The organism is Devosia sp. Root635, from assembly GCF_001427605.1.
Classification (GTDB): Bacteria; Pseudomonadota; Alphaproteobacteria; order Rhizobiales; family Devosiaceae; genus Devosia.
The window spans coordinates 216,701-243,210 of record NZ_LMGZ01000001.1 but is presented as its reverse complement, the minus strand read 5'-3'; the positions used below and the strand labels follow the sequence as shown (position 1 = coordinate 243,210).

Genomic DNA, 26,510 nt, shown 5'->3' with positions numbered 1-26,510 from the left:
GATATTTGTTCGTGTCGATAACGCTGGACGAAATTCGAAAGAGCTCAGAGGAGGAGCGTCCTGTGCCTAACAAGAAAATGAACAAGTTGTCGGCAATTCTGCTGGCGGGGGTATCGCTGATGCTGGCCGGCCCGGCCATGGCTCAGGACTTTCCGTCCCAGCCCGTCGAAATCATCGTGCCCTATGCGGCCGGTGGCGGTACCGACCTGTCGGTGCGCGTGCTGGCCGACGTGATGCAGAAGCATCTGGAGGGATCGACCATCGTGGTGCGCAATGAAGCAGGCGGGGGCGGGGCCATCGGCACCGGCTCGGCGCTGGCCGCCAAGGCCGACGGCTATACGCTGGGCACCGGCGCCCAGGGGCCGATTTCGCTGCTGCCGCATTACGGCGCCACCAGCTACACGATCGACGATGTCGATTTCCTGGGGCTGATGGGCCGCAACCTGCAGGTCGTGCTGGCCTGCGCCGATGCGCCTTTCAGCACCTTCGAGGAGTTCATGACCTATGCCAAGGCCAATCCGGGCATGGTGCTGATCGGCAATTCGGGTGCCGGCGGCGCCAATCACCTGTCGGTCGAGGCCTTCGCCAAGGCGTCGGGCACCTCGTTCGAGAATGTGCCGTTCGGCGGCGCATCCGAAGCGCTGACGGCCTGTGCCGGTGGCCATATCGACGCCGTGACGGCCACGCCCGCCGAGGCCCGTCCGCATCTGGAATCGGGGGCGGTCAAGGCGCTGTTCATCATGGAGCGCGAGCGGTTGGGCAGCATGCCCGACGTGCCGACCGCCGTTGAAAACGGCATCGACTTCACCTGGTCGTCCTGGAAGGGCATCATTGCGCCCAAGGGCATACCGGAAGACGTTCGCGACAAGCTGGTCCAGGCGCTGGCCGAAACCATCAACGATCCGGAATTCCTGACCAAGATGGAAGAGATGGGCGAGTTCGTGGACTATCGCGATCCGGCCGGCTACGAGGCCCTGGCGCGCGGCGACAGCGGCGTGGCCGAAGGCATCATCCGTGAACTCGGCATGTATGGCATGAACGCCCAGTAGGGCCTCAACTCGAACAGACCAGGACGGCAAGGAGCTTCCATGGACTCGCGTGAAACCTTTGTTGCCCTGGTCACCTGTTTCGACCAGGCCGAGGCTATCGACTACAAGGCGGTGCGCGCCCAGGCGCGCCGGCAGATGGACGCCGGCAACAACATCATGTGCGCCGGCACCAATGGCGATTTCACCGCCCTGACTTTCGATGAAAAGGTCAGGCTGACCGAGGAAATCGTCGACGAAGTGGGCGGCCGCGCCAAGGTGATCGTCAATGCCGGCATGCCGGCGACCTACGAAACGCTCCTGCTGGCGCGTGAATTCGACCGCATCGGGGTCGACGGCATTGCGGTCATCACACCCTATTTCATCGCCTGCACGCAGGATGGGCTGGTGCGCCATTTCTCCAGCATCGCCGATGCGGTGTCGACGCCGGTCTATCTCTATGACATTCCGGCGCGCACGCAGAACCATATCGAGCCGGAGACGGCCCGCGCGCTGGCGGCGCATGGCAATATTGCCGGTATCAAGGATAGCGGCGGCAGCCAGGAGACGCTGGAAGCCTATCTGGCCGTGTCGAGGGACGTGGGCGGATTCGATGTCTATTCGGGGCCGGATTCCCTGGTACTGTGGTCGTTCCAGAATGGCGCCAAGGGCTGCATTTCCGGATTGGGCAATGTGATGCCCGACGTGCTCGCGGCGATCTGCCGGGCCTTCAATGCCGGCGATATCGCCGAGGCGGAGCGCCAGCAGGCCCGGTTCACCCAGTTGCGCACCGATCTCTACGCGCTCGGCTATCCGCCGGCGCTGGTCAAGCGCGCGCTCTATCTGATGGACAGCAGCGTCGGGGCCAGCCGGCAGCCGGCTTTGCTGCCCAATGACGCACAGGATGCGCAGATACGGGCCATTCTCGCCAAGCACAAATTGATCCAGGACTGACCATGACTGTTATCGCCACGACCTCGCCCGGCTTTGGACGCTATGGGCGCGTACCCGGCCGGATCGAGGCGCTGGGCTGGGATTTCATCCGCTGCGTGGATACAAACCGGGCCGATGGCGGCCTCGGCGATCATCTGGTGCGCGTCGATTTCCTGATCGCGGGGCTGGTCGCCGTCACCGATGAAACGCTGGCCCAGGCGCCCCGGCTCAAGGCCGTGCTCAAGCATGGCGTGGGTGTCGATAGCATCGATATTGCTGCCTGCACCGCGCGTGGCGTGCCGGTGCTCAATACGCCCGGCGCCAATTCCAATGCGGTGGCCGAACTGGCCGTGGGCATGATGTTCGCCCTGGCTCGCAACCTGCCCGCCGCCAATGCCGGCATTGTCGGCAAGAGCTGGACCCGCATGGTGGGCACCGAGATTGCCGGCAAGGTGCTGGGCATTGTCGGGCTGGGCAATATCGGCAAGCTGCTGGCGCGCAAGGCCATCGGGCTGGGCATGCGGGTCATCGCCTCCGATCTCTATCCCGACCTGGCTTTCGCGGCGGCCAATGGCATCGAAATGCTGAGCCTCGACGAGGTGCTGGCCCAGGCGGACTATGTATCGCTGCATGTGTTCGGTGGCGGCGGCGCCCTGATTACGGGCGAAAAGCTGGCATTGATGAAGCCGACGGCATGCCTGCTGAACCTGGCGCGCGGTGAAGTGCTCGACCTGGATGCGGCCAATGCCGCGCTCGGCGCCGGCAGGCTCGGCGGGGTGGCGCTCGATGCCTATCCAACCGAGCCGCCGGACTGGTCACACCCGATCTTCGCGCAGAAGCGGGCCATTTTCACGCCCCATACCGGCGCCGACACGGCCGAGTCCGTGGAGAATGTCGGCCTGATGAATATTGCCGATATGGAAGAACTGCTGGCCGGGGGGCGGCCTGGCCGCACGCTCAATCCCGAAGTCTATGACAGGACGGCACGATGACGGCGGAGCGTTTCGCGCCGGCGGCGCTGGTCGATTTTGCCGAGCAGCTTTTCACCGCCGCCGGCCTCGAGGCCGACAAGGCGGGTGCCATCGGCAAATATCTGGTCGAGGCGGACCTGATGGGCCACACGACCCATGGCCTGGCGCTGGCGCCGTGGTACCTGCAAAGCATCGCCGATGGCGTGATGGGCAAAAGCGGGCAGCCGGACGTCTTGTCCGATCGCGGTGCGGCCATCTGCTGGGATGGACGGCGCCTGCCGGGCGCCTGGCTCACCGCTCAGGCCGTGGCGCTGGCCTGCGAGCGGGCCCTGGCGCATGGTGCGGCGACCGTCGTCGTCGGCAATAGTCACCATATCGGGTGCCTCGCCGCCTATCTGCCCGAGGCGACGGCGCGCGGGCTGATGATCAGTATTGCCAGCTCGAGCCCATCGGGTGCGCAGGTGGCGCCATTCGGCGGGCTCAAGGGCATCTATACCCCCAATCCGGTGGCGCATGGCATTCCCACGCCGGGCGATCCGATCCTGATCGATATTTCGGCCTCGATCACCACGGTCAATATGAGCCAGCGGCTGACGCGGGAAGGGCGCAAGCTCGACCATGCCTGGCTGATGGACAAGGCGGGCAATGCGTCGAACGATCCGGCGGTGCTGGCCGATGGCGGCACGCTGTTGCCCACCGGCGGACTGGACCATGGCCAGAAGGGCTATGGCATGGCGCTCCATGCCGAGGTGGTGACGCAGGGCCTGGCCGGCTACGGTCGCGCCGATGCGCCCAAGGGCACCAATGCGGCGATGACCGTGCAGGTCTACGATCCGGCGGCCTTCGGCGGCGCCGACGCCTTCTTGCGCCAGACCGGCTGGTTGGCCGACGCCTGCCGCAGCAATCCGCCGCGGCCGGGCGTCGAAGCGGTGCGCCTGCCGGGGCAGGCCGCCCTGCACCGGCGCCGGACAGCGCTGGCCGAGGGCGTGGTGCTGTATGCCGGGATCATGGATGGACTGCGCCATGCGGCGGCAACGCTGCATGTGGCGGTGCCGGCGGCGCTCTAGCCGGCTATCCGCCGCAGCAGAATTTCAAGCGTTTCCGGCGGGCCGAAGCCGCCGGATTTGGTGACGAGGGTCAGGCTGCGCCCATGATGGCGGAAGCGAGACATGGGAATGCCCGGCAGGAACTCGCCTGCCACCTCCAGCATATTGACGCCGAAGATGCCGAGCAGGCCATCGGCCGTTTCGCCACCCGAGGCGAAAATGGTGGCGGGCGCCATGCGATCGGCCAGTTCGGCGAGCGCGGTCGAGAACAGGGCCGTCGCCGCGGCGCTGCCGATGGGCTCATGGCCCTGGGTCATCTGGATGAGCAGGGGATGGGCCGGCGATACGCTCGGCGGGATGGTGCCATTTGGCGCCGCCACGATCAGCGACTTGCCGCGTATCGCATCGACCTGGGCGAGCGTGATCGGATCCCGCGATCCGATGGCAATCAGCAGCGGAGCCTGGGGCGCCAGCGCGATCTCGCGGCCGCCCTCCGGCTGCGCCTGGGCCAGGGCCGCGGCGAGCCCGCGCGCGCCGACCAGCAGCGTGCTGTCGAGATCGGCCAGCAGGGGGGTGAAGTCGTCCGGCGCGGCGACCGTTGGAATGCGCAGCGGGAGGGCAAGGGCGGCAAAGCGGCCGGCAATGTCGATCCCGCCATCCAGGCCATGCCCGGTCAGCAGACCATCCCGGACGATGCGTCCGAATTCCGGAATGGCCGGGGCAATGACGGCCTGATGCCGTTTGCACAGGCGCGCCACGACGGCCACCTCATCGGCAATATGGCCCTTGAGCCGCGAATCGACCTTCTTGAGCACGATATCGGCCCACCCGGCCACCGGAGCGATGGCGGCTTCGACGATCCGGACGGCCTCCGGTGCCGGCAGTTCGCGCGTGCCCGTGGCGATGGCCAGGACATCGGGCTCGGCTCGCATGGCCTCGGGCAGGGCCTCTGGCCGGCGCAGAACCAGGGTTTTGAGGCCACGCGCGGCGAAGGCCGTGGCGGAATCGAGGGCGCCTGTGAGGTCATCGGCGACGATCAGGATCTTTTTCATGATTTTTCATCATCACAGATGCAAAGAAATTACAAGTTTTTGTCAGGCATCGGTGCGAAATTTGGCCGATAACACCTGAAATGCTTAGAAACTTTGCGACATAGGCACTACCTATCCAGCAAAATTGGAAACGAGTTGACAAGTTGCGGATGATGCGGGAGAACCGGGCGCAAGGAGACGACCATGACCGACACATATCGCGCGCCCATCGCCATCACCATGGGCGACCCATCCGGCGTCGGCGCCGAGGTGATCGTCAAGGCCCTGGCCGAGAAGCCGGCGGCGGACCGGGCGCGCTATGTGGTGGTGGGCGACCGCGATACGCTGGCGCGAGCCCTTGCTGCCTGTAGTGTGACCATCGGCCTGTCCGAGACGGGCGAGGGTGACGCGATCCGGCTGGAGCATGTGGCCGTCGACGGGCTGCCGGGGCAGTTCGGCGTGCTGAGCCCGGCCTGCGGCGAGGCCAGTTTCCGCTATATCGAGCGCGCCGTTGCCATGGCGCAGGACGGGCGCGCAGCCGGCATCGTGACGGCACCGATCAACAAGGAAGCGCTCAATTCGGCCGGCCATCACTATGACGGCCACACCGGCATGCTGGCGGCGCTGACCGGAGCCAAATCGTCCTTCATGCTGCTGGCCTCCGAGCGGCTCAAGGTGATCCATGTCTCGACCCATGTGTCGCTGCGCGGGGCCATCGAGCGGGCGCGCACCGAGCGCGTGGTCGCCACCATCCGCGCCGGGCACGAACATCTGCAGCGCATGGGCCATGCAAGGCCACGCATCGCCGTGGCGGGCATCAATCCCCATTGCGGCGAAAACGGCCTGTTCGGCACCGAAGATGACGAACAGTTGCGGCCGGCCGTCGCGATCTGCCAGGCGGAGGATATCGACGTGGTCGGGCCGATCTCGGCCGATACGGTCTATCATCGCGCCTATCAGGGAGCGTTCGACCTGGTGATCGCGCAGTATCACGACCAGGGGCACATCCCGATCAAGCTCGTGGCCTTCGATACGGCGGTCAATGTTTCGCTGGGCCTGCCGATCGACCGAACCTCGGTCGATCATGGAACGGCCTTCGATATTGCCGGTACGGGCAAGGTCAATCACGTGAACATGCTGGCCGCTCTGGCCTATGCCGACCGGCTGGCCGCCGGGCGGCAGGCCTGAATTGGCGGGCACCGCATCAAGGGGAGAGACTATGTCACGGACCGAAGTGCTGCTGCGCGACAAGAACGTGCTGGCAGGTCTCATATTCCTGCTGATCGCGGGCACCTATGGCTATGCCGCCTTCCGCCTGCCCCTGGGATCGACGCTGCGTATGGGGCCGGGCTATTTTCCGCTGATGTTGACCGGAATGCTTGGCCTGCTCGGCCTGCTGTCGGTGGTCAACGGCTTCCGCACGGCGTCACCGGAAACCGGCGTGTCCGGGTTCGTCTGGTCGCGCGTCGCCCTGGTCTGCGGCGCGGCATTGTTCTTCGCACTCTGCCTCGATGGATTGGGCCTGCCACTTGCGGTGTTCGGCACGGTGTTGATCGCGGCCATGGCGAGCCAGCGCTTCCGGCTGGTCGAAGGGCTGCTGCTGGCTCTCGCGGTGGCGGTCGCCTCCTGGGTGCTCTTCCATGTGCTGCTGGGGCTGTCCTTCCGCATGTTCGGTTCCTGGTTCGGCTGAAAGGAGCCTCGTCATGACATTATTCAGTGATCTCGCCCTCGGTTTTTCCACTGCGCTCAGCCTCAACAACCTGTTTTACTGCTTCGTGGGCACGTTGGTCGGCACGCTGATCGGCGTCTTGCCGGGCCTGGGCCCGGTCGCCACCATCGCCATCCTGCTGCCGATGACCTTTGGGCTCGACCCGGTAACGGCGCTGATCATGCTGGCCGGCATCTTTTATGGCGCCCAATATGGCAGCTCGACCACGGCCATTCTCATCAACCTGCCGGGCGAAGCATCCTCGGTGGTGACGGCGCTGGACGGGCATCGCATGGCCAAGGAAGGGCGGGCCGGCACCGCATTGGCCACCGCCGCCCTCGGCTCGTTCTTCGCCGGCACCGTTGCAACGCTCATCATCGCCACCCTGGCCCCGCTGCTGGCGAGCGTGGCGCTCAAATTCGGCCCGGCCGAGTATTTTTCCCTGATGGTACTGGGGCTTATCGCCTCCATCGCGATGGCGTCCGGCTCCGTCGTCAAGGCGCTGGCGATGATCGTGCTCGGCGTGCTGCTGGGCCTGGTGGGCCAGGATATCTATACCGGCGCGCCGCGGCTGAATTTCGGGCAGGTGCAGTTGCTGGATGGCTTCGATTTCGTCGCCATTGCCATGGGCCTCTTCGGCCTGGCGGAAATCTGCAAGAATCTCGAGGACGAAGAAGCCCGCTCTGGCCTGATCAACAAGGTCAATTCGCTGTGGCTGACCATGAAGGAGTTCAGGCAGATCGTGTTTCCCGTGCTGCGCGGCACGGCGGTCGGCTCGGCGCTCGGCATCCTGCCGGGGGGCGGCGCGACGATCGGCGCCTTCGCGGCCTATCTGCTGGAAAAGCGCACCTCGCGCACGCCCGAACGCTTCGGCAATGGCGCCATCGAAGGGGTGGCCGCGCCCGAAAGCGCCAACAATGCCGGCGCCCAGACCTCGTTCATTCCGCTGCTGACGCTGGGCATTCCCGCCAATGCCACCATGGCCATGATGGTGGGCGCGCTCATTCTGCATGGCGTGACGCCCGGCCCCAATATCATCACCAGCGAAGCGCCGCTGTTCTGGGGCCTCATCGCCTCGATGTGGATCGGCAATGCCATGCTGCTGGTGCTCAACCTGCCGCTGATCGGCATCTGGGTGAAGATGCTGTCGGTGCCCTATCGCCTGCTCTTCCCGATGATCGTCGCGCTCTGCTGCATCGGCGTCTATACGATCAACAACAGCACGTTCGACGTGCTCGTCCTGGTCGGGTTTGGGGTCATCGGCTACATCCTGATCAAGCTCGATTGCGAGCCGACGCCCCTGCTGCTGGGCCTGGTTCTCGGCCCCATGCTGGAGGAGAACCTGCGCCGCGCCATGCTGACCGGAAGGGGAGATCCGATGGTTTTCCTCACCCGGCCCATTTCGGCGACATTGCTGGCGGTTGCCGCATTGTGCCTGCTGCTGATGATCCTCCCGGCCATCCGCAAAACACGCGAAGTGGCCTTCAAGGAAGAGTAGCGCCGGCACGGCTCCGCAACACGCCTGAAGCTGCCAGCCCTGTCGGTGGAAATCGATCTAGCGGACGAAGGCGTCCCGGCCTCCCGCCGGCATCGGAGCCTCGCGGTCCAGGATAAAAGAGGATCCCGACGAGGTCGTCGTTCGAGAGGCGATACTTGGCAATGATATCCGCCCGCGCCGTGTCGCGTTCCTGCAGCAGATTGTCGAAATAGGAGCGGGTGGTGAAATCGTCGAACTGGTTTTCGGACAGCGGAAGCGCCAACGAGAGGGTAAGGCGTCCCCCCGCGACGCATATCCCTGAACATAGGAGAATGTCGTTGCACCCGTAGCTGTCGACGACAGCAGGCCGATGGGCTCTTTGAAGCCATCGAGGCGAACATCAAGGTGTATCAGCGAGCCTTCACTTCCAGGTCGAGACCCAGAGCCGTGAGAACCTGCAGCAGTTTCCCGAGTTGAACGGTAGCCTTGCCGTTCTCAAGGTCGGAGACAAAACGACGCCCGACGCCGGCGATGTCTGCAAACTCCTGCTGCGTATATCCGCGTGATTTTCTGGCTAGGGCGATGATCGCGCCCAGTTCGCTCCCGGAGCGGATTGGTCCTGATCGAGATATTGATTGGTTCGACATTCTTGCATGCGTCCGTGTTCCCGATCGGGAACGACGCTCGTTCACTGACCGATAATGTTCCCGTTCGGGAGCGCTCGCGTGGATGCACCGAACCCTGTCGGCGTAAAAAACCCCGACCTCGCGAGAGGCCGGGGTTGATTGGTCGGAGTAGAGTGATTCGAACACTCGACCCCCTGCTCCCGAAGCAGGTGCGCTACCAGGCTGCGCTATACTCCGTCAGGAACGCGACTCGGGATTGATGGCAGCGGGCCGGTTTGGGCGGGCGCTGCCAGTCGCGATGGGGCGGGTTATAGCTGCGCTTGCCGTCCCGTTCAAGCGCTTAGAGCAGGGTTTTTACCGGTGTCGCGGTCGTGTTGCGAAGCCTGGGCAAACCGTGTAGGAACCGCGCCACGTTGGGGTGTCGCCAAGTGGTAAGGCAGCGGTTTTTGGTACCGCCATTCCCAGGTTCGAATCCTGGCACCCCAGCCAATTTTCCTCGCCCTAAAGCTGTGCGCCCGAAGGCCGTGTCGCCACCGAGGCGCGTTCCACGAGCTCCGGCACCAGCATGACCCGCTGCGGCGGCAATTGATGCTTGCCGCTGTTGATCCGCTCGACCAGCAAACGAAACGCGGCGGCGCCCATATCGGCGCCCGGAAGCCGGACGGTGGTGAGCATGGGCGAGATCTGGCGGGCGGCGGCGAAATCCCCGTAGCCGACAACCGATATATCCTCGGGAACCCGGTAACCCATCCGGTGCAGTTCAGAGATGACATGCACGCCCAGCCCGTCATGCGAGCAGAACAGGGCCGTGGGCATTTCGCCCTCCGCCTTGAGCGCGAGGAAAGCGCCGGTAAAGCCCTCGTCCTCGTATTGCACCTCGCAGACGCTGGCATCGTCCTGCGGCAGCAGCGCCTCCCGCAGCCCGAACAGGCGCTCCATGCGGCCGCGCAGCACCCGTGCGCCGTGCACAAAGCCGATGCGGCGGTGCCCCTTGGCCAGCAGATACTGGCCGATGGCATTGCCAGCCTCATGATCGGCGCCGGCAACCTGATCGACCGGCTCCAGCGGCTGCACCCAGCCCAGGCGGACCACCGGCTTACCCGAGCGCCTTACGGTATCCAGCGTCTCGGGCTCATGCTGGCCGACCAGCACGATGCCGGAACTGACCCCGACGATATTGCCGACCTGCTCGGCCTGCCGCGTCCAGTGAATCTGCACCTCATAACCCGACCCCGAGGCCTCGGTCTGGATGCCGTTCTGCATCTGCATCCACAGTTCGCTGTTCACCGGGTCATGGTCGTTGAAGACGATGTGGATGGCGGGACGCTTGGCGGCGGTGTCCACCGCCCGAAGATAGCCCAGTTCCACCGCCTTGCCGTTGACCCTGTCGCGCGTTTCGGCGCTGACGCCACCCTTGCCGGCAAGCGCCCGCGATACGGCGAACTTGGAGACGCCCAGATTGTCCGCAATATCCTGCAGCGTGACTTTTTTCATCGACCTACCGTAGTTTTGTTAGGTTCTATCACATCAATCGGTTTGCGCAATGTTTTGTACGGAAATTCAATTAAGTCGTGTAATATCAAATGGGTAACGATAGGAAATCCACACCGTAAACGTTTCTGTAAAATATGTTGACCTAACAATCATCGCTTGAAAGGCTTGTGTTAGCCCGAAGAGCGCCGCGTTAGGTGTCCGGGTGGAGGAGGAATTCATGACCCTTATCAGTCGCAGAGCATTTCTGGCCGCCACCGGTGCGGCCATGGTCCTGCCGGCCATTCCGACTTTCGCCCAGTCCGGGCTCAAGGAGGCTCCGGCTTTGGCCGAAGCGGTAGCGGCCGGCACCCTGCCGCCGGTCGCCGAGCGCCTGCCGGTCAACCCCATGGTTGTCCAGCCGCTGGAGAGCGTCGGCACCTATGGCGGCGACCTGCGCGCCGCGCTGGTCGGTGGCGGGTCGCTCAACATGATGCATCGCTACCAGGGCTACGAGCCGCTGGTGCGCTACACACCCGACTGGACCGGCGTCATCCCCAACGTCGCCGAGAGCTTCGAGGCTAACGAGGATGCATCCGTCTACACCTTCAAGCTGCGCGAGGGCCACAAATGGTCCGATGGCCAGCCCTTCACCACCGATGACATCATGTTCTTCTACGAGGATGTGCTGCTCAACGAGGAGCTGACCGTCAGCCCGCCGACGCCTCTGCGCACGCTCGATGGCCGCACCGCCAAGTTCGAGAAGGTGGACGCGACCACCTTCCGCATCGTCTTCCCCGAATCCAATGGGCTGCTGCCGCTGCGCCTGGCCTGGGCCAATGACGACCGCTCGACGCGGGTGCCGCGCCACTACCTCGAGCAATTCCACATCAAGTATAATCCCGATGCCGACAAGCTGGCGACCGACCAGGGCATGACCGGCTGGGTACAACTGTTCCAGATCAAGAGCGGCATCGCCGTGGATGGCGAAATCTTCAAGAACAAGGACATGCCGACCCTCTACGGCTGGAAGATCACCCAGCCCATCGGGGAATCCGCCGAATATTCGATCGCCGAGCGCAACCCCTACTATTTCAAGGTCGATACCGACGGCAACCAGCTCCCCTATATCGACCGGCTCACCTATGCGGTGGCGGCCGACAACGAGGTGCTGCTGCTGAAGGCGCTGCAGGGCGAGATCGACGTGATCGACCAGTGGATCTGCACGCCGGCCAACCGCGCCGTGCTGTTCGATGGCAAGCAGGCCGGTGGCTACGACTTCTACACCACCACCTCCACCGAACCCAACGAGATGGTGTTCCAGCTCAACCTGACCCATGTCGATCCGGTCAAGCGCGCCCTGTTCCAGAACAAGGATTTCCGCATCGCCCTCTCCCATGCCATCGACCGGCAGGCGGTGATCGATACGGTTTTCATCGGCCAGGGCGCGCCGGCCCAGCCGGCCATCCGCCCCGAGGACCCGCTCTATAACGAGCAATTGGCGACCCAATATACCGAGTTCGACCTGGCCAAGGCCAATGAGCTGCTCGACACCATCCTGCCCAACAAGGATGGCGAGGGCTACCGGCTGATGGAGGACGGCAAGCGCCTCACCATCATCTTCGAGATCGACCAGGTGCGTACGACATTCGTCGATTCCTTCCAGCTCGTGCTGCCCATGCTGCGTGCTGCGGGCATCGACACCCAGATGCGCACGATGGACCGCTCGCTCTGGGAAGTGCGGGTGCGCCAGGGCGGGGAATATGACGCCACGGTGCACAAGTTCGGCGGCAATGGCGGCATCGCGGCCATTCTCGACCCGCGCTACTTCTTCCCCAATACCACCGAGGCCATGTACGCCAAGGGCTGGCAGATCTGGTACAATGACCCGACCTCGCCCGATGCGGTCGAGCCGCCTGCCGCCACCCAGCAGCAGTTCGCGCTTTACGATGAACTGCGCCAGACCGGCGACCAGGCCCGCCAGCAGGAATTGATGGCGCAAATCCTCCAGATCGCCGCCGATCAGTTCTACGTCTTCGGGGTGACCCTGCCGCTCAATGGCTACGGCATCGTCGCCAACCGCATCCACAACATGGCCAAGTCCATGCCCAATTCCTGGGGTTACCCGACGCCGGCGCCGACCAACCCGGAACAATATTACATCAGCTGACCCCTCCCAATGTCAGCACTGCACGCCGGCGACGCCTGTCGTCGCCGGCGTGATTTTCTCACGCCAAGACCCGGACGCCCCGATGCTCAAGCTCGAAGACCGACCAGAAGCCCAATTGCGTACTCAAGACTGGTACAAGACGGCGACGCGCTGGACCCAGCTCACCTTCGTCGAGGACGATCCGCAGCGCTACGATCCGGCCTTCTGGGTCGATGTGTTCAAGCGCACGCGATCCAATGCCCTCTGTCTGTCGGCGGGCGGCTATATCGCCTATTATCCCAGCGAAATTCCCCTGCATTACGTCTCGAAATATCTGGGTGATACCGACCCGTTCGGCACGCTGGTCGATGAGGCGCGCAAGCTCGACATGCATGTTATGGCCCGCGTCGACCCCCACGCCATCCATGCCGACGCCGCCGAGGCGCATCCCGAATGGGTATCGCTGACCAGGGATCGGAAGCCGCGCGAGCACTGGGCTTTGCCGGGCATCTACGTCACCTGTGCCTATTCGAGCTACAATTTCGATTTCATAACCCAGGTGATCGTCGAGATCGCCGAAAAATACGACATCGACGCCCTGTTCGGAAACCGTTGGCAGGGTCATGGCGTCTGCTATTGCCAGGCCTGCGAGGATAATTTCCGGGAAGCGACCGGCCATGACCTGCCCGAGGGCAGCAATGCCGCCGATCCGGTGTGGCAGGCCTGGGCAGCCTGGCGCCGCACCGTGCTCACCCGCCTCGTGGCCCATTGGGACGACGCGGTCAAAGCCGTGCGCCCCCATGCCAGCTTCATTCCGAATATGAGCGGATCGTCGCTGATGGAATTCGACCTGTCGGTCATCCAGAAGCATTGCCCCATCCTGTTCGTCGACCACCAGGGCCGCCGCAATGTGGAGCTGGGCTGGTCGGCCGGCCGCAACGGAAAGCGCATCCGCGCCACCTTCCGCGATCGCCCCGTAGGCCTCATCACTTCGATCGGACCGGAGGAGGAGCCGCGCTGGAAGGATTCGGTGCAGACCGGTCCCGAAATCGAGCAATGGGTGCATGCCGGCATCACCCAGGGCCTGTTCCCCTGGTTCACCAAGTTCAACGCCTGCATTCCCGACGACCGCTGGGTCGAGCCGGTGGTGGACTCCTTCAATCTCCATGCCGATCTGGAGCCGGTGCTCGGCCAGATGCAGCCGACCGCCGAAATCGCCGTCATCGACCCGGCCACCACCCTGCGCCATTGGGCGCCGGAGAAGCGGCATCTCGCCGAGCTCAACGACCTGGGCGTCTACCAGGCGCTGGTCGAGGCGCGGCTGCCCTTCGAATTTCTCTCCGATCAGGTGATGAGTGCCGAAGCGCTCGGGCGCTTCAAGCTGGTGATCCTGGCCAATGCCACCTACCTGTCCGATGCCCAGTGCCAGGCCATCCGCGACTATGTCGCTGCCGGCGGCAGTGTCGTTGCGGCGCATGAAACCTCGCTCTACGACGAGAAGGGCAAGGCCCGCGCCGATTTCGGCCTTGCCGATGTCTTCGGCGTCACCATGACCAGCCCGCCGCGCAGCGGGGTGCGCAACAGCTATGTCGCGCTCAATGGCCTCCACCCGATCAATGAGGGCTTTGGCACGGCGCAGCGCATCATCGGGGGTACGCAGCTTATTGCGGTCGAACCCATGGTCGATGTTGACCTGCCCTTCCTGACCGTGCCTGACTTCCCCGACCTGCCGATGGAGGAAGTCTATCCGCGCCTGCCGCCCCAGGGCGCGGGCGTTGTGGCGCGCAGCACCGCGGCGGGCGGTCGCGTGGTCTATGTGCCGTGGAATATCGGCGAGGTGTTCTGGACCTATCTGGCGCCCGACCAGGGGCGGCTGATCGCCAATGCCGTCAAATGGGCTTTGGGCAAGGCGCCGCAAATAGAGATCGAGGGGCGCGGCGTCTTCGATATCGCCTTGCATGACGGTGACGAGGGCAGGGCGCTGTGCCTGCTCAACCTCACCAATCCGATGATGATGAAGGGCCCCTTGCGCGAGACCTGGCCGGTCGGCCAGCTAAAAGTCACGATTGAGGTGCCAGGGGGGCGGCGCGTCGGCAAGGCGCGGCTGCTGGTCGCCGGCCGCGATGTGCCGTTCGACCTTGTGGATGGGCGCGCCGTGGTGGATGTGCCGGGGCTGGAAACCATGGAAGTGGTCCAGTTGAGCTGGGAGTAGTGTGTTGCAGATATGCGCGGAAGCGGTGCGGCTCCATCCCACCCTCTCCCTTGAGGGAGAGTGTTCGCCTTGCGCGCTGGGGTTGGCCTCTTTCCCTTCTCCCCTTGTGGGAGAAGGTGCCCGAAGGGCGGATGAGGGGGCACTGAGCCATCCGCCGACATTGAAGCATGGGATGGCGCGGTACCCCCTCACCCGGAAATCCGCTGGACGCGGATTTCCACCCTCTCCCACAAGGGGTGAGGGGTGGCCGAACCCTGAGTCGGGGTGGGAGGCGAAGGAGCCGATGATGCGCGCAAAGCCCGAGGAGGAGAGGTCGTCGTGCTGAGCTATATTTTGAAGCGGCTGGTCTACATGATCCCGACGCTGATCGGCATGTCGATCATTTCGTTCGCCATCATCCAACTGCCGCCGGGTGACTACCTCACCTCGCTCATGTCGACCCTAGCCGATGGTGGGGCGCCGATCGACGCGGCCACCGTCGAGCGCTTGCGCTCGCAATACGGCCTCGATCAGCCCATCTGGCTGCAATATGGCAAGTGGATGGCCGGCATCCTGTTCCGGGGCGATTTCGGCTTTTCCTTCGAATGGAACCAGCCGGTCGCCGAAGTGATCTGGTCGCGCATGGGTTCGACGCTGGCGCTTTCCTTTGCCGCGCTGCTCTTCGTCTGGGCGGTGTCGTTGCCCATCGGCATCTACTCGGCCGTGCGGCGCCATTCGGTGGGCGACTATGTTTTCACCTTCCTGGGTTTCATCGGCTTGGCCGTGCCCAATTTCATCTTCGCGCTGACGCTGATGTATGTCTCGTTCCGCGTGTTCGGCCAGTCGGTGGGCGGGCTCTATTCTCCCGAATATGTCGATGCCCCCTGGAGCTGGGCCAAGCTCTGGGATCTCATCATGCATCTGTGGATTCCCATCATTGTCATCGGCACGTCTGGTACTGCCGCAATGATCCGCATCCTGCGGGCCAATCTCACCGATGAACTTGCCAAGCCCTATGTCACCACGGCGCGCGCCAAGGGCCTGCCCGAATACAAGGTGATCGTGAAATACCCGGTGCGCATCGCGCTCAACCCCTTCGTCTCGGCTATTGGCTGGGTGCTGCCCGAGCTGGTGTCCGGCGTCACCATCACCGCCATCGTGCTCAACCTGCCCACGGCCGGGCCGCTGCTGCTGCGGGCGCTGGTGGCCCAGGACATGTATCTGGCCGGCAGCTTCATCCTGTTGCTCAGCGTGCTGACCCTGGCGGGCATGCTGGTATCCGACATCCTGCTCGCGCTGCTCGATCCGCGCATTCGCTTCAACTGAGGTGCCGGCATGACCATGACCCCCAGCCTCGACGACGCCGTGCTCGAAGATGGCCCCGCCATCAGCGGCCTCAAGCCCGGTCTCGCCCCGACATCGGACGCCGCGGCCGGCCAATGGACGCTCATCGCCCGCAAATTCCTGGCCCAGAAACTGGCCGTGTTCTGTGGCGGGGTGATCCTGGCGCTCTATCTGGTCGCCGCCCTTGCCGAATTTCTGGCGCCGGGCCTGCCCGATACCAGCCGGGCCCAGTTCACCTATGCCCCGCCCCAGAGCATCGGCCTGTTCACGCCCGAGGGCACGTTCCAGCCGCATATCAAGGGCTACAAGGTCGAGATCGACCAGGAAGCCCTGCGCCGAACCTTTGTGGTCGATGACTCGATCGTCGTGCCCATCGGCTTTTTCGTCGAGGGACCGGCATACAAGTTCTGGGGGCTTTTCGAGAGCAACCGCCACCTGATGGGGCCGCTCGATCCCACCCAGCCCATGTACCTGCTCGGCGCCGACCGCCTGGGGCGCGACTTGTTGAGCCGGCTCATCTACGGCACCCGCATTTCCATGTCGATCGGGCTGATCGGCGTCTGCCTGTCGCTCATGCTGGGCGTCGTGCTCGGCAGCATTTCGGGCTATTTCGGCGGCTGGATAGATACGGTGGTGCAGCGCATCATCGAGGTGGTGAGCGCCATGCCCACAATTCCCCTCTGGCTCGGCCTTGCCGCGGCCATCCCGCTCACCTGGTCGCCGGTGCAGGTCTATTTCGTCATCACCGTCATCGTATCGCTGCTGGGCTGGACCGGCCTTGCCCGCGAAGTGCGCGGCCGCTTCTTCGCCCTGCGCAACGAGGATTTCGTCACCGCCGCCAAGCTCGATGGATCGAGCGAGCGGCGGGTGATCTTCCGGCATATCCTGCCCTCGCTCACCAGCCATATCCTGGCCGTGGTGACGCTGGCCGTGCCCTCGATGATCATCGCCGAAACCTCGCTGTCCTTCCTCGGCGTCGGCCTCAAGGCGCCGGTCGTGAGTTGGGGCGTGCTGCTGCAGGATGCCCAGAATATCCGCTCCATCTCCACCGCGCCGTGGCTGCTGATCTGGCCGAGCCTGGCCGTGGTCATCGCGGTGCTCTCCTTCAACTTCTTCGGCGACGGCCTGCGCGATGCCGCCGATCCCTATGAAAGCTGAGGAGACGACCATGGATAGTCCCATCCTGAGCGTGGAAGACCTGTCGCTCGATTTTCACCTGCGCACCCATATCCTGCATGCCGTGCGCAATGTCAGTTTCGACCTCTATCGCGGCCGCACCCTGGCGCTGGTGGGCGAAAGCGGCTCGGGCAAGTCGGTGACGGCCCGCGCGCTGCTGCGCATTGTGGATCGACCCGGCCAGATGGTCGGTGGGCGCATCCTGCTGCGCACCGACCATATTGAGCTCGACCTGGCTCCGCTGGCTGCCAATAGCCGAGAGGTGCGCGCGGTACGCGGCGCCCGCATCGGTCTCATCTTCCAGGAGCCCATGGCCTCGTTGTCACCGGTCCACACGATCGGCAGCCAGATCGACGAAATGCTGCGCCTGCATGCCGGGCTCGACAAGAAGGCGGCCCGCGCCCGCACCATCGAACTGCTGGGCCAGGTCGAAATCCCCAATCCTGCCGAAATGGCCGACCGTTACACGTTCGAATTTTCCGGCGGCATGCGCCAGCGCGCCATGATCGCCATGGCCCTGGCCTGCAATCCCGACGTGCTGATTGCCGACGAGCCCACCACGGCGCTCGACGTGACCACCCAGGCCGAAATTCTCGATCTCATCAAGCGCCTGCAGGTGGAGCGCGGCATGGCCATGCTGCTCATCACCCACGATATGGGCGTGGTGGCCGAAGTGGCCGACGACGTGGCTGTGATGCGCTTCGGCAAGATCGTCGAGCAGGGTTCGGTCGACGACATTTTCCACGCCCCCAGGCACCCCTATACCAAGCGCCTGCTGGCCTCGACCCTCAAGCTGGAACAGGCGGCCGAAGTCCGCGCCGGGCAGCGGGGCGAACCGGGTCCGATCCTTACCATCCGCAACCTCGCCAAGACCTATGGCGGCGCCAAGGGATTCCTCGGCACCAGCAAATTCGCGGTCAAGGCGGTGGACGATGTCAGCCTCACCCTCAATGCCGGCGAAAATCTCGGCATTGTCGGCGAAAGCGGTTCGGGCAAGACCACGCTGGGACGCCTGATCCTGCGCACGGTCGAGCCGAGTTCGGGCCAGGTGCTCTACAAGGATCGCCAGGGTCGGGACGTCGATGTCACGGCGCTCTCCAAATCAGGCCTGCGGAAATTCCACGCCGATGTGCGGCTGATTTTCCAGGATCCGTTCGCCTCGCTCAATCCGCGCATGACCATCGGCCAGATCGTCGGAGATCCGCTGGTTGTCGCCGGGGGGCATACGGCAAGGCAAATCCAGGAAAAGGTGGCCGAACTGCTGGGTCTGGTCGGGCTCGACCCGGCCGTAATGGAGCGTTATCCGCACGCCTTTTCCGGCGGCCAGCGCCAGCGCATCGGCATTGCCCGCGCTTTGGCGCTCGATCCCAGGGTGGTCATCGCCGACGAGGCGACTTCGGCGCTCGACGTGTCGATCCGCAGCCAGATTCTCGACCTGTTGCTGGACATCCAGCAGCGGCTCGATCTGTCCTTCATCTTTATTTCGCACGACATTTCGGTGGTGCGCTACTTCTGCGACCGCGTCGCGGTGATGCATCGCGGCAAGGTGGTGGAGGTGGGCCCGGCCGACAAAATCTGCACCGCGCCCGATGCCGACTATACCCGCGCCCTGATTTCGGCGGTGCCCAATCCCGACCCGCGCCACAAGCGCATGCTGCATCGCACCCGTTTCAACCCCGATCTGCAACCCACTGCCTGAGACCATGACCACCCATCAGAAAGCCGTGCTTGCCGGCGCCGGCGCCATGAGCCGCAAATGGCTCGACGCCATCAGGACCATTGGCGGCGTCGACATTGTCGGCATCGTCGATATCTATCCCGCCAATGCCGAAAAACGCGCCGAGGAGCAGGGCATAGCGCCCGAAATCGGCACCGATCTCAAGGCCATGCTGGCGCGGCTGACGCCGGATATCGTGCTCGACGTCGCCATTCCGGCGGCACGGCACGAGATCGTCTCGACAGCGCTCGCGGCCGGCGCGCATGTGCTGTCGGAAAAGCCCATGGCCGAGACCATGGAACAGGCCCGCGACCTGGTCGCACGCGCCAGGGCGGCCGACCGTCTCCATGTCGTCGTGCAGAACCGGCGCTATCTGGCCCAGCTCCGGCGTATCCGCCGGCTGGTCGCTTCCGGCGCCATCGGCGAACTGACAGCCATTCACTGCGACTTTTTCCTCGATCCCCATTTCGGCGGGTTCCGCGAGCAGATGGCCCATGTGCTGCTGCTCGACATGGCCATCCACACCTTCGACGCCGCGCGCTTCGTTGCCGATGACGCGGCAAGCTCGGTCTATGCCGAAGAGTGGAACCCGGCCGGCAGTTGGTATCGCGAGGGCTCCTCGGCGCTTGCCAGCTTCCGCTTCGCCGGCGGCGCCGTCTTCACCTATCGCGGCTCGTGGTGCGCGCCCGGCCTGCGCACGAGCTGGGAGAGCGCCTGGCGCATCGTCGGCACGGCCGGCAGCGTGGTCTGGGACGGCGCCGACGATATCCGCGCCGAGCGCAGCGTTCCGGGCGCCGGCCAGTTGCTCCCCGCCGTCGAGCCTGTCGCCATTCCGGTGCTCGATCCGGCCGACCGCATCGGCGGCCATCTGGGCGTCATCACCGACTTCATCGCCGCCACGCGCGGCGGACCCGTGCCCGAAACGGTCGGCCACGAAAACATCAAGAGCCTCGCCATGGTTCTCGGCGCCATCGACAGCGTCGGGCAGGGCGGGCGCGTCGAAATCGTCATCTAGGAGACAGTCATGAGCATCGACCCCAAGGCCATCCGCATCGGCACCATGATCCGCGGGCACGAGCCCGATCCGGTGGGGTATCTCAAGGACATCCTGCCGCATGGCTTCGAGAGCATCGAGCCCTATTTCTGGCAGATCGTGAACAAGGACCTGCCCGAACTGGCCAAGCGGCTCAAGGATGTGATCGGGGACCGCGACGTCACCATGTCGACGCTGGGCATGTTCGGCAATCCGCTGGAAGAACAGCCCAAGGACATCGACACCCTGCGCGGCTGGGAAGCCCTGATCGACAATGCGCACCACTTCGGCGCCACCTGTGTCGCCGGCTTCACCGGCCGCATCCGCAATCGGCCCATCGAGGAAAGCCTGCCCCAGTTCCGGAAGGTGTGGTCCGAGCTGTCGAAGCGTGCTGCCGACAAGGGCGTCAGGATCGCCTTCGAGAACTGCTCCATGCGCGGCAATTGGGAAAGCGGCGACTGGAACATCGCCCACAATCCCGATGCGTGGGAGCTGATGTTCAACGAGGTGCCCGAGGACAATCTGGGCCTCGAATGGGAGCCGTGCCACCAGATGGTCTATCTGATCGACCCGCTGCCGCAGATCCGCAAATGGGCCCACAAATTCTTCCACGTGCATGGCAAGGACGCGACCATTCGCTGGGACGTCATCAAGTCGCAGGGCTATGGTGGCAAGGAAAAGGCCGTGTGGATGCGGACGCCCGGCTTCGGCGACACCAACTGGACCGATGTGATCTCCGAGCTGCGCCTGGCCGGCTGGTCGGGTTCCATCGATATCGAGGGCTGGCACGATCCGGTCTATCGCGAGGAACTGGAAATGGTCGGCCAGGTCCACGCGCTCAACTATCTCAAGGTGTGCCGGGGCGGCGATTTCACGCGCTATCCTGGCCCGCTCAAGGGAGCCTGAGCGATGCCGCGCTTTTCCGCCAATATCTCCATGCTCTATCCGGACCTGCCGTTTCTCGACCGTTTCGCGGCGGCGGCGAAAGATGGGTTCGGCGCGGTGGAATATGTCGGCGCCTATGACCAGGACCCGGCCCATCTCAAGGCCGTGCTGGCCGAGAACGGGCTGGCCCAGGCCTTGTTCAACCTGCCGGCCGGCGACTGGGCGGCGGGAGAGCGCGGCATTGCCTGCCACCCACATCGGGTCGAGGCGTTTCGCCAGGGGATAGACACAGCCATTGCCTATGCCGAGGCCACCGGTTGCCAGCAGGTCAACTGCCTCGCCGGCATCGCTCCGGCGGGTCATGATCGCGCCGCGCTCGAGGCGGTGCTGATCGACAATCTGCGCTATGCCGCGCCGCGCCTGGCATCCGTCGGCATCAAGCTGCTGCTGGAGCCGATCAATACCCGCGATATTCCGGGTTTCCTCGTCAATTCCACCGACGACTACGAGCGTATCGCCGCCGCCGTCGGCCATGACAACCTCTACCTGCAATATGATTTCTACCACATGCAGGTGGTGCAGGGTGACCTGCTGCCGACCTTCAGGCGGCTGCAAGCGCGCATCGCCCATGTGCAGATTGCCGACAATCCCGGCCGCAACGAGCCGGGGACCGGTGAGATCAACTACGCCAATATCTTCAAGGCGCTGGACGAAGCCGGTTACACCGGCTGGGTGGGCGCCGAATATAAGCCCCTGGCCGGCACCAGCGCCGGGCTGGGCTGGTTCAAGGATTGGAGCATACGCGCATGAAGATCGGTTTCATCGGCCTGGGCGTCATGGGGCGCCCCATGGCGGGCCACCTGATCGCCGCCGGACACGAGGTCTATCTCCACCGGGTCAAGGATGTATCCCACCATCTCGTCGAAGCGGGGGGCAGGGCGCTGGATAGTGCGCGGGCCGTTGCCGAGGCGACGGATATCGTCATCCTCATGGTGCCCGATACGCCGGATGTGGAGGCAGTGCTGTTCGGCGCCGATGGCGTTGCCCAAGGTCTTTCGGCCGGCAAGCTGGTGATCGACATGAGTTCGATTTCGCCCGTGGCCACCAAGGGCTTCGCCGCCCGTATCGCCGAACGCGGCGCCGGCTATGTCGATGCTCCCGTCTCGGGGGGCGAGGTCGGCGCCAAGGCGGCGTCGCTCACCATCATGGTTGGCGCGTCGGAAGCCGATTTCGACCGTGCCCGGCCGCTGCTGGACCTGATGGGCAAGAACATCACCCGCATCGGCGAGGTCGGGGCCGGGCAGACGGCCAAGGTGGTCAACCAGGTCATCGTCGGGCTCACCATCGAGGCGGTGGCCGAGGGCCTGTCGCTGGCCAAGGCGGCCGGGGCCGATCCGGCCAAGGTGCGCGAGGCCCTGATGGGGGGCTTTGCCGCGTCGCGCATTCTCGAAGTCCATGGCGACCGCATGGTCAAGGGCACCTTCGATCCCGGCTTCCGCATCCGCCTGCATCGCAAGGATATCGGCCTCGCCATGGAGGCCGCCAAGGCGCTCGACCTCTACCTGCCGCATTCGGCCAGCCTGCAGCAGTTGATGAACAAGGCTTTGGCCGAAGGGCTGGGCGACGAGGATCACTCGGCCCTGATCAAGACCCTCGCACCCTGAACGGACGGAGAGACGCATGTCCGGCAAGGTGCGCTGGGGTATTCTGTCGACCGCCAATATCGGTTTGACCAAAGTCATTCCCGCCATCCGGAAATCTCCGCATTCAGAGGTCGTCGCCATCGCCTCGCGCGACCTGGGCAGGTCACGCGCCGCCGCCCAGGCGCTGGGGATCGGCAAGGCCTACGGATCCTATGAGGCGCTGCTGGCCGATCCGGAAATCGACGCCATATACAACCCGCTGCCCAACCACCTGCATGTCGAGCTGACCCTGGCCGCCAATGCCGCCGGCAAGCATGTGCTGTGCGAAAAGCCCATCGCCATCACTGCCGACGAGGCCGGCAAGCTGCGCGGCGCCAGGGCGGACCGCCTGATCATGGAAGGCTTCATGGTGCGCTTCCACGGCCAATGGCTGCGCATGCGCGAGATCGTGCGCTCGGGCGAACTCGGCACGGTCCGCGGGATCAGCGCCACCTTCAACTACCACAATGTCAAACCCGACAATATCCGCAACCGGCCCGACACCGGGGGCGGGGCCCTGCTGGACATCGGTGGCTATGCCGTAACCAGCGGCCGCTTCTTCTTCGAGGCCGAACCGTTGCGCGTCGTGGCGCTGGTCGACCGCGATCCCACCTTCGGAACCGACAGGCAGGCCAGCATCATTGCCGATTTCGGGGATGGCCGTCAGATGGTCTTCATGGTGTCCACCCAGTTGAGCCGCAACCAGTCGATACACATACTCGGCACCAGGGCTCGTGCGGAGATTTGCGTGCCGTTCACCCCGCGCCAGGGCGAGGCGACGGCACTCACCATCGATTCCGGCCACAGTGTCGATGGCCACCTGTCGCGCCGCGAAATCATCCCGCCCAGCGATCAATATGCCGACATGGCCGAGGCCTTCGCCTTGGCGGTTTTGGGTCGCCAGGCCTTGCCCTACGATGTCGAGGACGCGATCCGGTCCATGAGCGTACTCGACGCGATCATCGAGAGCGAACGGAGCGGCGGCTGGGTCCGGGTAGGAAGCTGACGTCGGGCGTCTAGGCCTGTTCTTCTGCGAGCTCGGGCGAGCGGAGGCGGTCGAGCAGGGCTTCCATTTCGTCGGCGACCTCGGCCGAATAGAGGCCACGTCGGAACTTGGTCACGATCTCCGTGACCTGCTCGACGCGCCGGCGGTAGCTCTCCAGGCGTTCGCCATCGAAGCGGGGGCAGCGAACCGGGGGCCATTCGTCCATAGCGTCACTCCATCGCTGCAGGCGACGGGCCTGCCACTGGGGAGCGATGCTACGCGTACCAGGTTAGCCTCAATTGAGGCCCTGGTTAGAATTTGGAGAGAAAGCCTCGTCCGGCCGCGACATCATATAGCCGACGCCCCGCACGGTCTGGATCAGCGAGGGGCCGTTGGGAAGGTCGATCTTCCTGCGCAGGTAGCGGATATAGACATCGACGATCTTGGTGCCGGGATCGTAGCCATAGTCCCAGACACTGTTCAGCAGCCGCTGTCGGCTGACGACCTTGTCGGCATTGGCCATGAGATAGGCCAGCAGTTCGAATTCGCGCAGGGTCAGTTGCAACGGCTCGCCGGCTTTGGTGACGCGATGGGCGGCGGGATCAAGCACGAGATCGCCGACCCGGATTTGTCGGGAGTGATCGTGGCCGAGATTGCGCCGGCGCAGGGCGACGATGCGCGCCAGCAGTTCGTCGAAGGCGAATGGCTTGGTGAGGTAATCGTCCGCGCCGCCTTTGAGGCCCTCGATCTTGTCCTGCAGGCTGTCCTTTGCGGTCAGCATCAGTACCGTGACCGGCAATTGCTCCTCGCGGATGACGCGGCACACTTCGAGCCCATCCACATAGGGCAGCATGCGGTCGAGGATAACCAGATCGAACTGGTCCGCACGAACGCGTTCGAGCCCGTCCCGCCCGTCCCGCTCCACGCTGACATGGTAGCCCTCGGCCGACAGCCCTCGCTCAAGGAAGGCGGCAATGCGCCGGTCGTCTTCGATCACCAGTATCTTCACGGCAATGGCCCGGCATGGAGTGGCAACACGATGGTCAGTGTGGCCCCGCCTTCATCGTCATTGGTCAATGTGATTGTTCCAGAATGTTGATCGACAATGCCTTTGGCGATGGCAAGCCCGATGCCCAGACCCGTGCTGCCGCTGCCACGATAGAACCGGTCGAACACCCGCTCCTCATCTTCGGCGGAAATACCCGAACCCTGGTCCGATATCCGGATTTCCGCGCCCGCCTCGGTGGCTGCAAGCGACGCCTTGACCGTGCTGCCCGGTGGCGAATGGTTGATGGCATTGTCGATGCCGATGATCAGCGCCTGCTTCAGCCGCCGGGCCTCCGCCGAAACCCACACGCCTCGGGCGGTCATTGAAAGGTCCAGCACCACCTCGCGCGGTTCGGCAAGGGCCTCCGCATCATCCACGGCCGCGGCCAGCAAGTCGCCGAGCAGCACCGGCGCCAGGTGCAGGGGAAGGGCCTCGCCTTCGAAACGCGCAAAGGCGATCAGGTCATCCAGGAGCTGCCCTAGCTCTTCTGCCTGGTCCTGGATGCGTTCAAGCGACCGGCGTTGTTCCTCCGGCCCGGCCCTGGGCAACAGCGCAACGTCGGCCTCGCCCCGCAGGATGGTCAAGGGCGTGCGCAGTTCGTGGCTGACATCGGCGAGGAATTGCCCTCGCCGAGCGTCGGTTTCACGCAGCCGCCGATTGCTGTCCCGCAACTCCTCGGCGCGGGCCTCGTAGGCCTGCGCCAAAGTGTCGGCGGCGGGTGAGGGCCTGCGCCACAACATAAGAGCGGTCAGCCCGAGCAGGATCGCGCCGCTTGCCGCGGCAAGGCTCCAGGCGATCAGCGCCTGCTGGCGGGCCACGGCAGCGGTTCGTCCGGCGGCGTCGATCCGCGTCTGGCCGCCGGTACGGGCATCGTCGAGCAAAGCGGCAAACTCGGTGGACAGGCGAAAGTCCACCTCGCCCTCATAGACCGTCATGGCCTGCGCCGGCTGGTGATCCCGATCGAGCACAATGGCGCGTGCGGTGGCCTGGTCGATGGCATGGTAAAGCTCGAGCATGCGGCGCGCATTCTCGACGTCGCGCAAGGCGTCCTGGGTTTCGTCCGCGTCGATCGCTATCGCAACCTGGGTCCGGGCCGTCTGGGCGAACGTGACGAAGGCGCGCTCGATCGCCAATCTGGCACTGCGCAGATCGGCCTGCTGATCCCGGCCCAGGAGGAAGAACCGGGCAAGCTGGGCCGCATAATTGGCGATGGCGGCGTCGACATCCTGAATGCTGGACATTTCCGCTGCCAGGCCATTCATGCGGGTGGCACGGCGTGCATCGTTCGACAGGGTCCAGCCCGCCAGGCCAAGCACGGCCAGCAGCCACACCACATTTGCAAGGATCAGAACAAGCCTGCGCCGCCTCACCTCAATCCATCCCCCTGATCTCATGGAACGACCCACCGCCCTGTGCGTTTTGGCACAGTCTTGGCTTTGCCAATAAGCTAAATAAGCCCTCTTTCCCCGCGCCGCTTGTAGTTTGACGATACGCGGGCGCGCCGATTGCGAACGCCCATTCAAAATGGCTGTGTGAGAATCCCGGTCGGCGGATCACGTAGCAAGGAGACGTATGTTGAAGTCCATCTTTACCGTGGCGGCTGTCGCGGCCTTCAGTCTTTTCAGCTTTTCGGCCGGCGCCGCAGAGTTCGAAGTTCATATGCTCAACAAGGGCGAAGCGGGGAACATGGTTTTCGAACCGGCATTCCTGCAGATCGCGCCCGGCGATACCGTGAAATTTGTGCCCGTCGACAAGGGGCACAACGCCGAAACGATCAAGGACATGATCCCCGAAGGGGCCGAGCCGTTCAAGGGCAAGATCAACGAAGAGTTCAGCGTAACCTTCGATGTCGAGGGCGCCTATGCCTATAAGTGCCTGCCGCATTTCGCCATGGGCATGGTTGGCATGATCGTGGTGGGCGAGGCCCCGGCCAATCTCGACGCTCTCAAGGCCGCGCGGGTGCCGCCCAAGGTGGCCGACAAGTTTGAGGAATTCTACAGCCAGATCCAGTAG

The 26,510-nt window shown here is 64.4% G+C and carries 25 protein-coding genes and 2 tRNA genes; 19 read left to right on the top strand and 8 right to left on the bottom strand.

Annotated elements, in window-relative coordinates:
* Positions 1-62: 62 nt before the first annotated feature.
* Genes ASD80_RS01185 through ASD80_RS01170 form a run of 4 tightly spaced genes read left to right on the top strand, consistent with a single transcriptional unit; the run spans position 63 to position 3,996 of the window.
* Positions 63-1,049: a Bug family tripartite tricarboxylate transporter substrate binding protein gene (locus ASD80_RS01185; RefSeq protein WP_244488899.1), complete on the top strand. Its 987-nt coding sequence runs from the start codon at positions 63-65 to the stop codon at positions 1,047-1,049.
* Between the two features lie 39 nt (positions 1,050-1,088).
* Positions 1,089-1,979 carry a dihydrodipicolinate synthase family protein gene (locus tag ASD80_RS01180; RefSeq protein WP_056227762.1) on the top strand — a complete coding sequence of 297 codons (891 nt, stop codon included), beginning with the start codon at positions 1,089-1,091 and terminating at the stop codon, positions 1,977-1,979.
* 2 nt (positions 1,980-1,981) lie between these two features.
* A complete protein-coding gene (locus tag ASD80_RS01175; protein ID WP_056227759.1) occupies positions 1,982-2,950 on the top strand; it encodes a phosphoglycerate dehydrogenase in 969 nt (322 codons plus the stop codon).
* Positions 2,947-3,996, top strand: coding sequence for an Ldh family oxidoreductase (locus tag ASD80_RS01170; RefSeq protein ID WP_056227756.1), 1,050 nt, complete (start codon positions 2,947-2,949; stop codon positions 3,994-3,996). Before ASD80_RS01175 ends, ASD80_RS01170 begins: the two co-directional genes overlap by 4 nt.
* Here ASD80_RS01170 and ASD80_RS01165 read toward each other — a convergent pair.
* The gene (locus tag ASD80_RS01165; RefSeq protein WP_056227753.1) at positions 3,993-5,027 is read right to left on the bottom strand and encodes a four-carbon acid sugar kinase family protein; all 1,035 of its coding nucleotides are present in this window, start codon (positions 5,025-5,027) and stop codon (positions 3,993-3,995) included. The two genes, ASD80_RS01170 and ASD80_RS01165, sit on opposite strands and share 4 nt — an antisense overlap.
* A 183-nt stretch (positions 5,028-5,210) precedes the next feature.
* Here ASD80_RS01165 and pdxA point away from each other — a divergent pair, with 183 nt between their 5' ends.
* The 3 genes from pdxA to ASD80_RS01150 are packed head-to-tail and all read left to right on the top strand — an operon-like array spanning position 5,211 to position 8,212.
* Positions 5,211-6,194, top strand: a complete 984-nt coding sequence (pdxA, locus tag ASD80_RS01160) for a 4-hydroxythreonine-4-phosphate dehydrogenase PdxA (protein WP_056227748.1) — start codon at positions 5,211-5,213, stop codon at positions 6,192-6,194.
* A 31-nt stretch (positions 6,195-6,225) separates the two neighbouring features.
* Positions 6,226-6,696, top strand: coding sequence for a tripartite tricarboxylate transporter TctB family protein (locus ASD80_RS01155; protein WP_056227746.1), 471 nt, complete (start codon positions 6,226-6,228; stop codon positions 6,694-6,696).
* A 13-nt stretch (positions 6,697-6,709) separates the two neighbouring features.
* The gene (locus ASD80_RS01150) at positions 6,710-8,212 is read left to right on the top strand and encodes a tripartite tricarboxylate transporter permease (RefSeq protein WP_056227744.1); all 1,503 of its coding nucleotides are present in this window, start codon (positions 6,710-6,712) and stop codon (positions 8,210-8,212) included.
* Here the strand turns inward: ASD80_RS01150 and ASD80_RS19265 are convergent.
* From ASD80_RS19265 to ASD80_RS01145, 3 genes are all read right to left on the bottom strand, one after another.
* On the bottom strand, positions 8,199-8,507 hold the full coding sequence (locus tag ASD80_RS19265) for a HipA N-terminal domain-containing protein (protein ID WP_413813353.1): 309 nt from the start codon (positions 8,505-8,507) through the stop codon (positions 8,199-8,201). The genes ASD80_RS01150 and ASD80_RS19265 overlap by 14 nt on opposite strands.
* A 94-nt stretch (positions 8,508-8,601) precedes the next feature.
* Positions 8,602-8,838, bottom strand: a complete 237-nt coding sequence (locus ASD80_RS18395) for a helix-turn-helix transcriptional regulator (RefSeq protein WP_082554957.1) — start codon at positions 8,836-8,838, stop codon at positions 8,602-8,604.
* 139 nt (positions 8,839-8,977) lie between these two features.
* A tRNA-Pro gene (locus ASD80_RS01145) sits at positions 8,978-9,054 on the bottom strand.
* A gap of 177 nt (positions 9,055-9,231) precedes the next feature.
* Here ASD80_RS01145 and ASD80_RS01140 point away from each other — a divergent pair.
* Positions 9,232-9,306, top strand: a tRNA-Gln gene (locus ASD80_RS01140).
* Between the two features lie 12 nt (positions 9,307-9,318).
* Here the strand turns inward: ASD80_RS01140 and ASD80_RS01135 are convergent.
* Positions 9,319-10,311 (bottom strand): LacI family DNA-binding transcriptional regulator, encoded by a 993-nt coding sequence (locus tag ASD80_RS01135; RefSeq protein WP_056227741.1) that lies wholly within the window; start codon positions 10,309-10,311, stop codon positions 9,319-9,321.
* A gap of 217 nt (positions 10,312-10,528) precedes the next feature.
* Between ASD80_RS01135 and ASD80_RS01130 the strand changes: the two genes are divergently transcribed.
* From ASD80_RS01130 to ASD80_RS01085, 10 genes are all read left to right on the top strand, one after another.
* Complete coding sequence (locus tag ASD80_RS01130) at positions 10,529-12,457, top strand: ABC transporter substrate-binding protein (RefSeq protein ID WP_056227737.1); 1,929 nt, start codon at positions 10,529-10,531, stop codon at positions 12,455-12,457.
* A gap of 82 nt (positions 12,458-12,539) precedes the next feature.
* Positions 12,540-14,648 (top strand): alpha-amylase family protein, encoded by a 2,109-nt coding sequence (locus tag ASD80_RS01125; RefSeq protein ID WP_056227734.1) that lies wholly within the window; start codon positions 12,540-12,542, stop codon positions 14,646-14,648.
* Positions 14,649-14,966: 318 nt separating this feature from the next.
* Positions 14,967-15,953 carry an ABC transporter permease gene (locus ASD80_RS01120; protein ID WP_056227731.1) on the top strand — a complete coding sequence of 329 codons (987 nt, stop codon included), beginning with the start codon at positions 14,967-14,969 and terminating at the stop codon, positions 15,951-15,953.
* Between the two features lie 9 nt (positions 15,954-15,962).
* Positions 15,963-17,129, top strand: coding sequence for an ABC transporter permease (locus tag ASD80_RS01115; RefSeq protein ID WP_156460265.1), 1,167 nt, complete (start codon positions 15,963-15,965; stop codon positions 17,127-17,129).
* Between the two features lie 10 nt (positions 17,130-17,139).
* On the top strand, positions 17,140-18,846 hold the full coding sequence (locus ASD80_RS01110; protein WP_056228214.1) for an ABC transporter ATP-binding protein: 1,707 nt from the start codon (positions 17,140-17,142) through the stop codon (positions 18,844-18,846).
* A gap of 4 nt (positions 18,847-18,850) precedes the next feature.
* A complete protein-coding gene (locus ASD80_RS01105) occupies positions 18,851-19,879 on the top strand; it encodes a Gfo/Idh/MocA family protein (RefSeq protein WP_056227727.1) in 1,029 nt (342 codons plus the stop codon).
* 9 nt (positions 19,880-19,888) lie between these two features.
* Positions 19,889-20,803: a sugar phosphate isomerase/epimerase family protein gene (locus ASD80_RS01100; RefSeq protein ID WP_056227724.1), complete on the top strand. Its 915-nt coding sequence runs from the start codon at positions 19,889-19,891 to the stop codon at positions 20,801-20,803.
* 3 nt (positions 20,804-20,806) lie between these two features.
* Positions 20,807-21,592 (top strand): hydroxypyruvate isomerase, encoded by a 786-nt coding sequence (hyi, locus tag ASD80_RS01095; RefSeq protein WP_056227721.1) that lies wholly within the window; start codon positions 20,807-20,809, stop codon positions 21,590-21,592.
* On the top strand, positions 21,589-22,446 hold the full coding sequence (locus tag ASD80_RS01090) for a 2-hydroxy-3-oxopropionate reductase (RefSeq protein ID WP_056227718.1): 858 nt from the start codon (positions 21,589-21,591) through the stop codon (positions 22,444-22,446). Before hyi ends, ASD80_RS01090 begins: the two co-directional genes overlap by 4 nt.
* 16 nt (positions 22,447-22,462) lie before the next feature.
* Positions 22,463-23,470, top strand: coding sequence for a Gfo/Idh/MocA family protein (locus tag ASD80_RS01085; RefSeq protein WP_056227715.1), 1,008 nt, complete (start codon positions 22,463-22,465; stop codon positions 23,468-23,470).
* Between the two features lie 10 nt (positions 23,471-23,480).
* Here the strand turns inward: ASD80_RS01085 and ASD80_RS01080 are convergent, their stop codons facing one another.
* From ASD80_RS01080 to ASD80_RS01070, 3 genes are all read right to left on the bottom strand, one after another.
* Positions 23,481-23,675, bottom strand: a complete 195-nt coding sequence (locus ASD80_RS01080; protein WP_056227712.1) for a hypothetical protein — start codon at positions 23,673-23,675, stop codon at positions 23,481-23,483.
* A gap of 69 nt (positions 23,676-23,744) precedes the next feature.
* On the bottom strand, positions 23,745-24,446 hold the full coding sequence (locus tag ASD80_RS01075; protein WP_244488898.1) for a response regulator transcription factor: 702 nt from the start codon (positions 24,444-24,446) through the stop codon (positions 23,745-23,747).
* An 8-nt stretch (positions 24,447-24,454) separates the two neighbouring features.
* Positions 24,455-25,867, bottom strand: coding sequence for an ATP-binding protein (locus ASD80_RS01070; protein WP_162247292.1), 1,413 nt, complete (start codon positions 25,865-25,867; stop codon positions 24,455-24,457).
* A 202-nt stretch (positions 25,868-26,069) separates the two neighbouring features.
* Between ASD80_RS01070 and ASD80_RS01065 the strand changes: the two genes are divergently transcribed.
* Positions 26,070-26,510, top strand: coding sequence for a pseudoazurin (locus tag ASD80_RS01065; protein ID WP_056227702.1), 441 nt, complete (start codon positions 26,070-26,072; stop codon positions 26,508-26,510).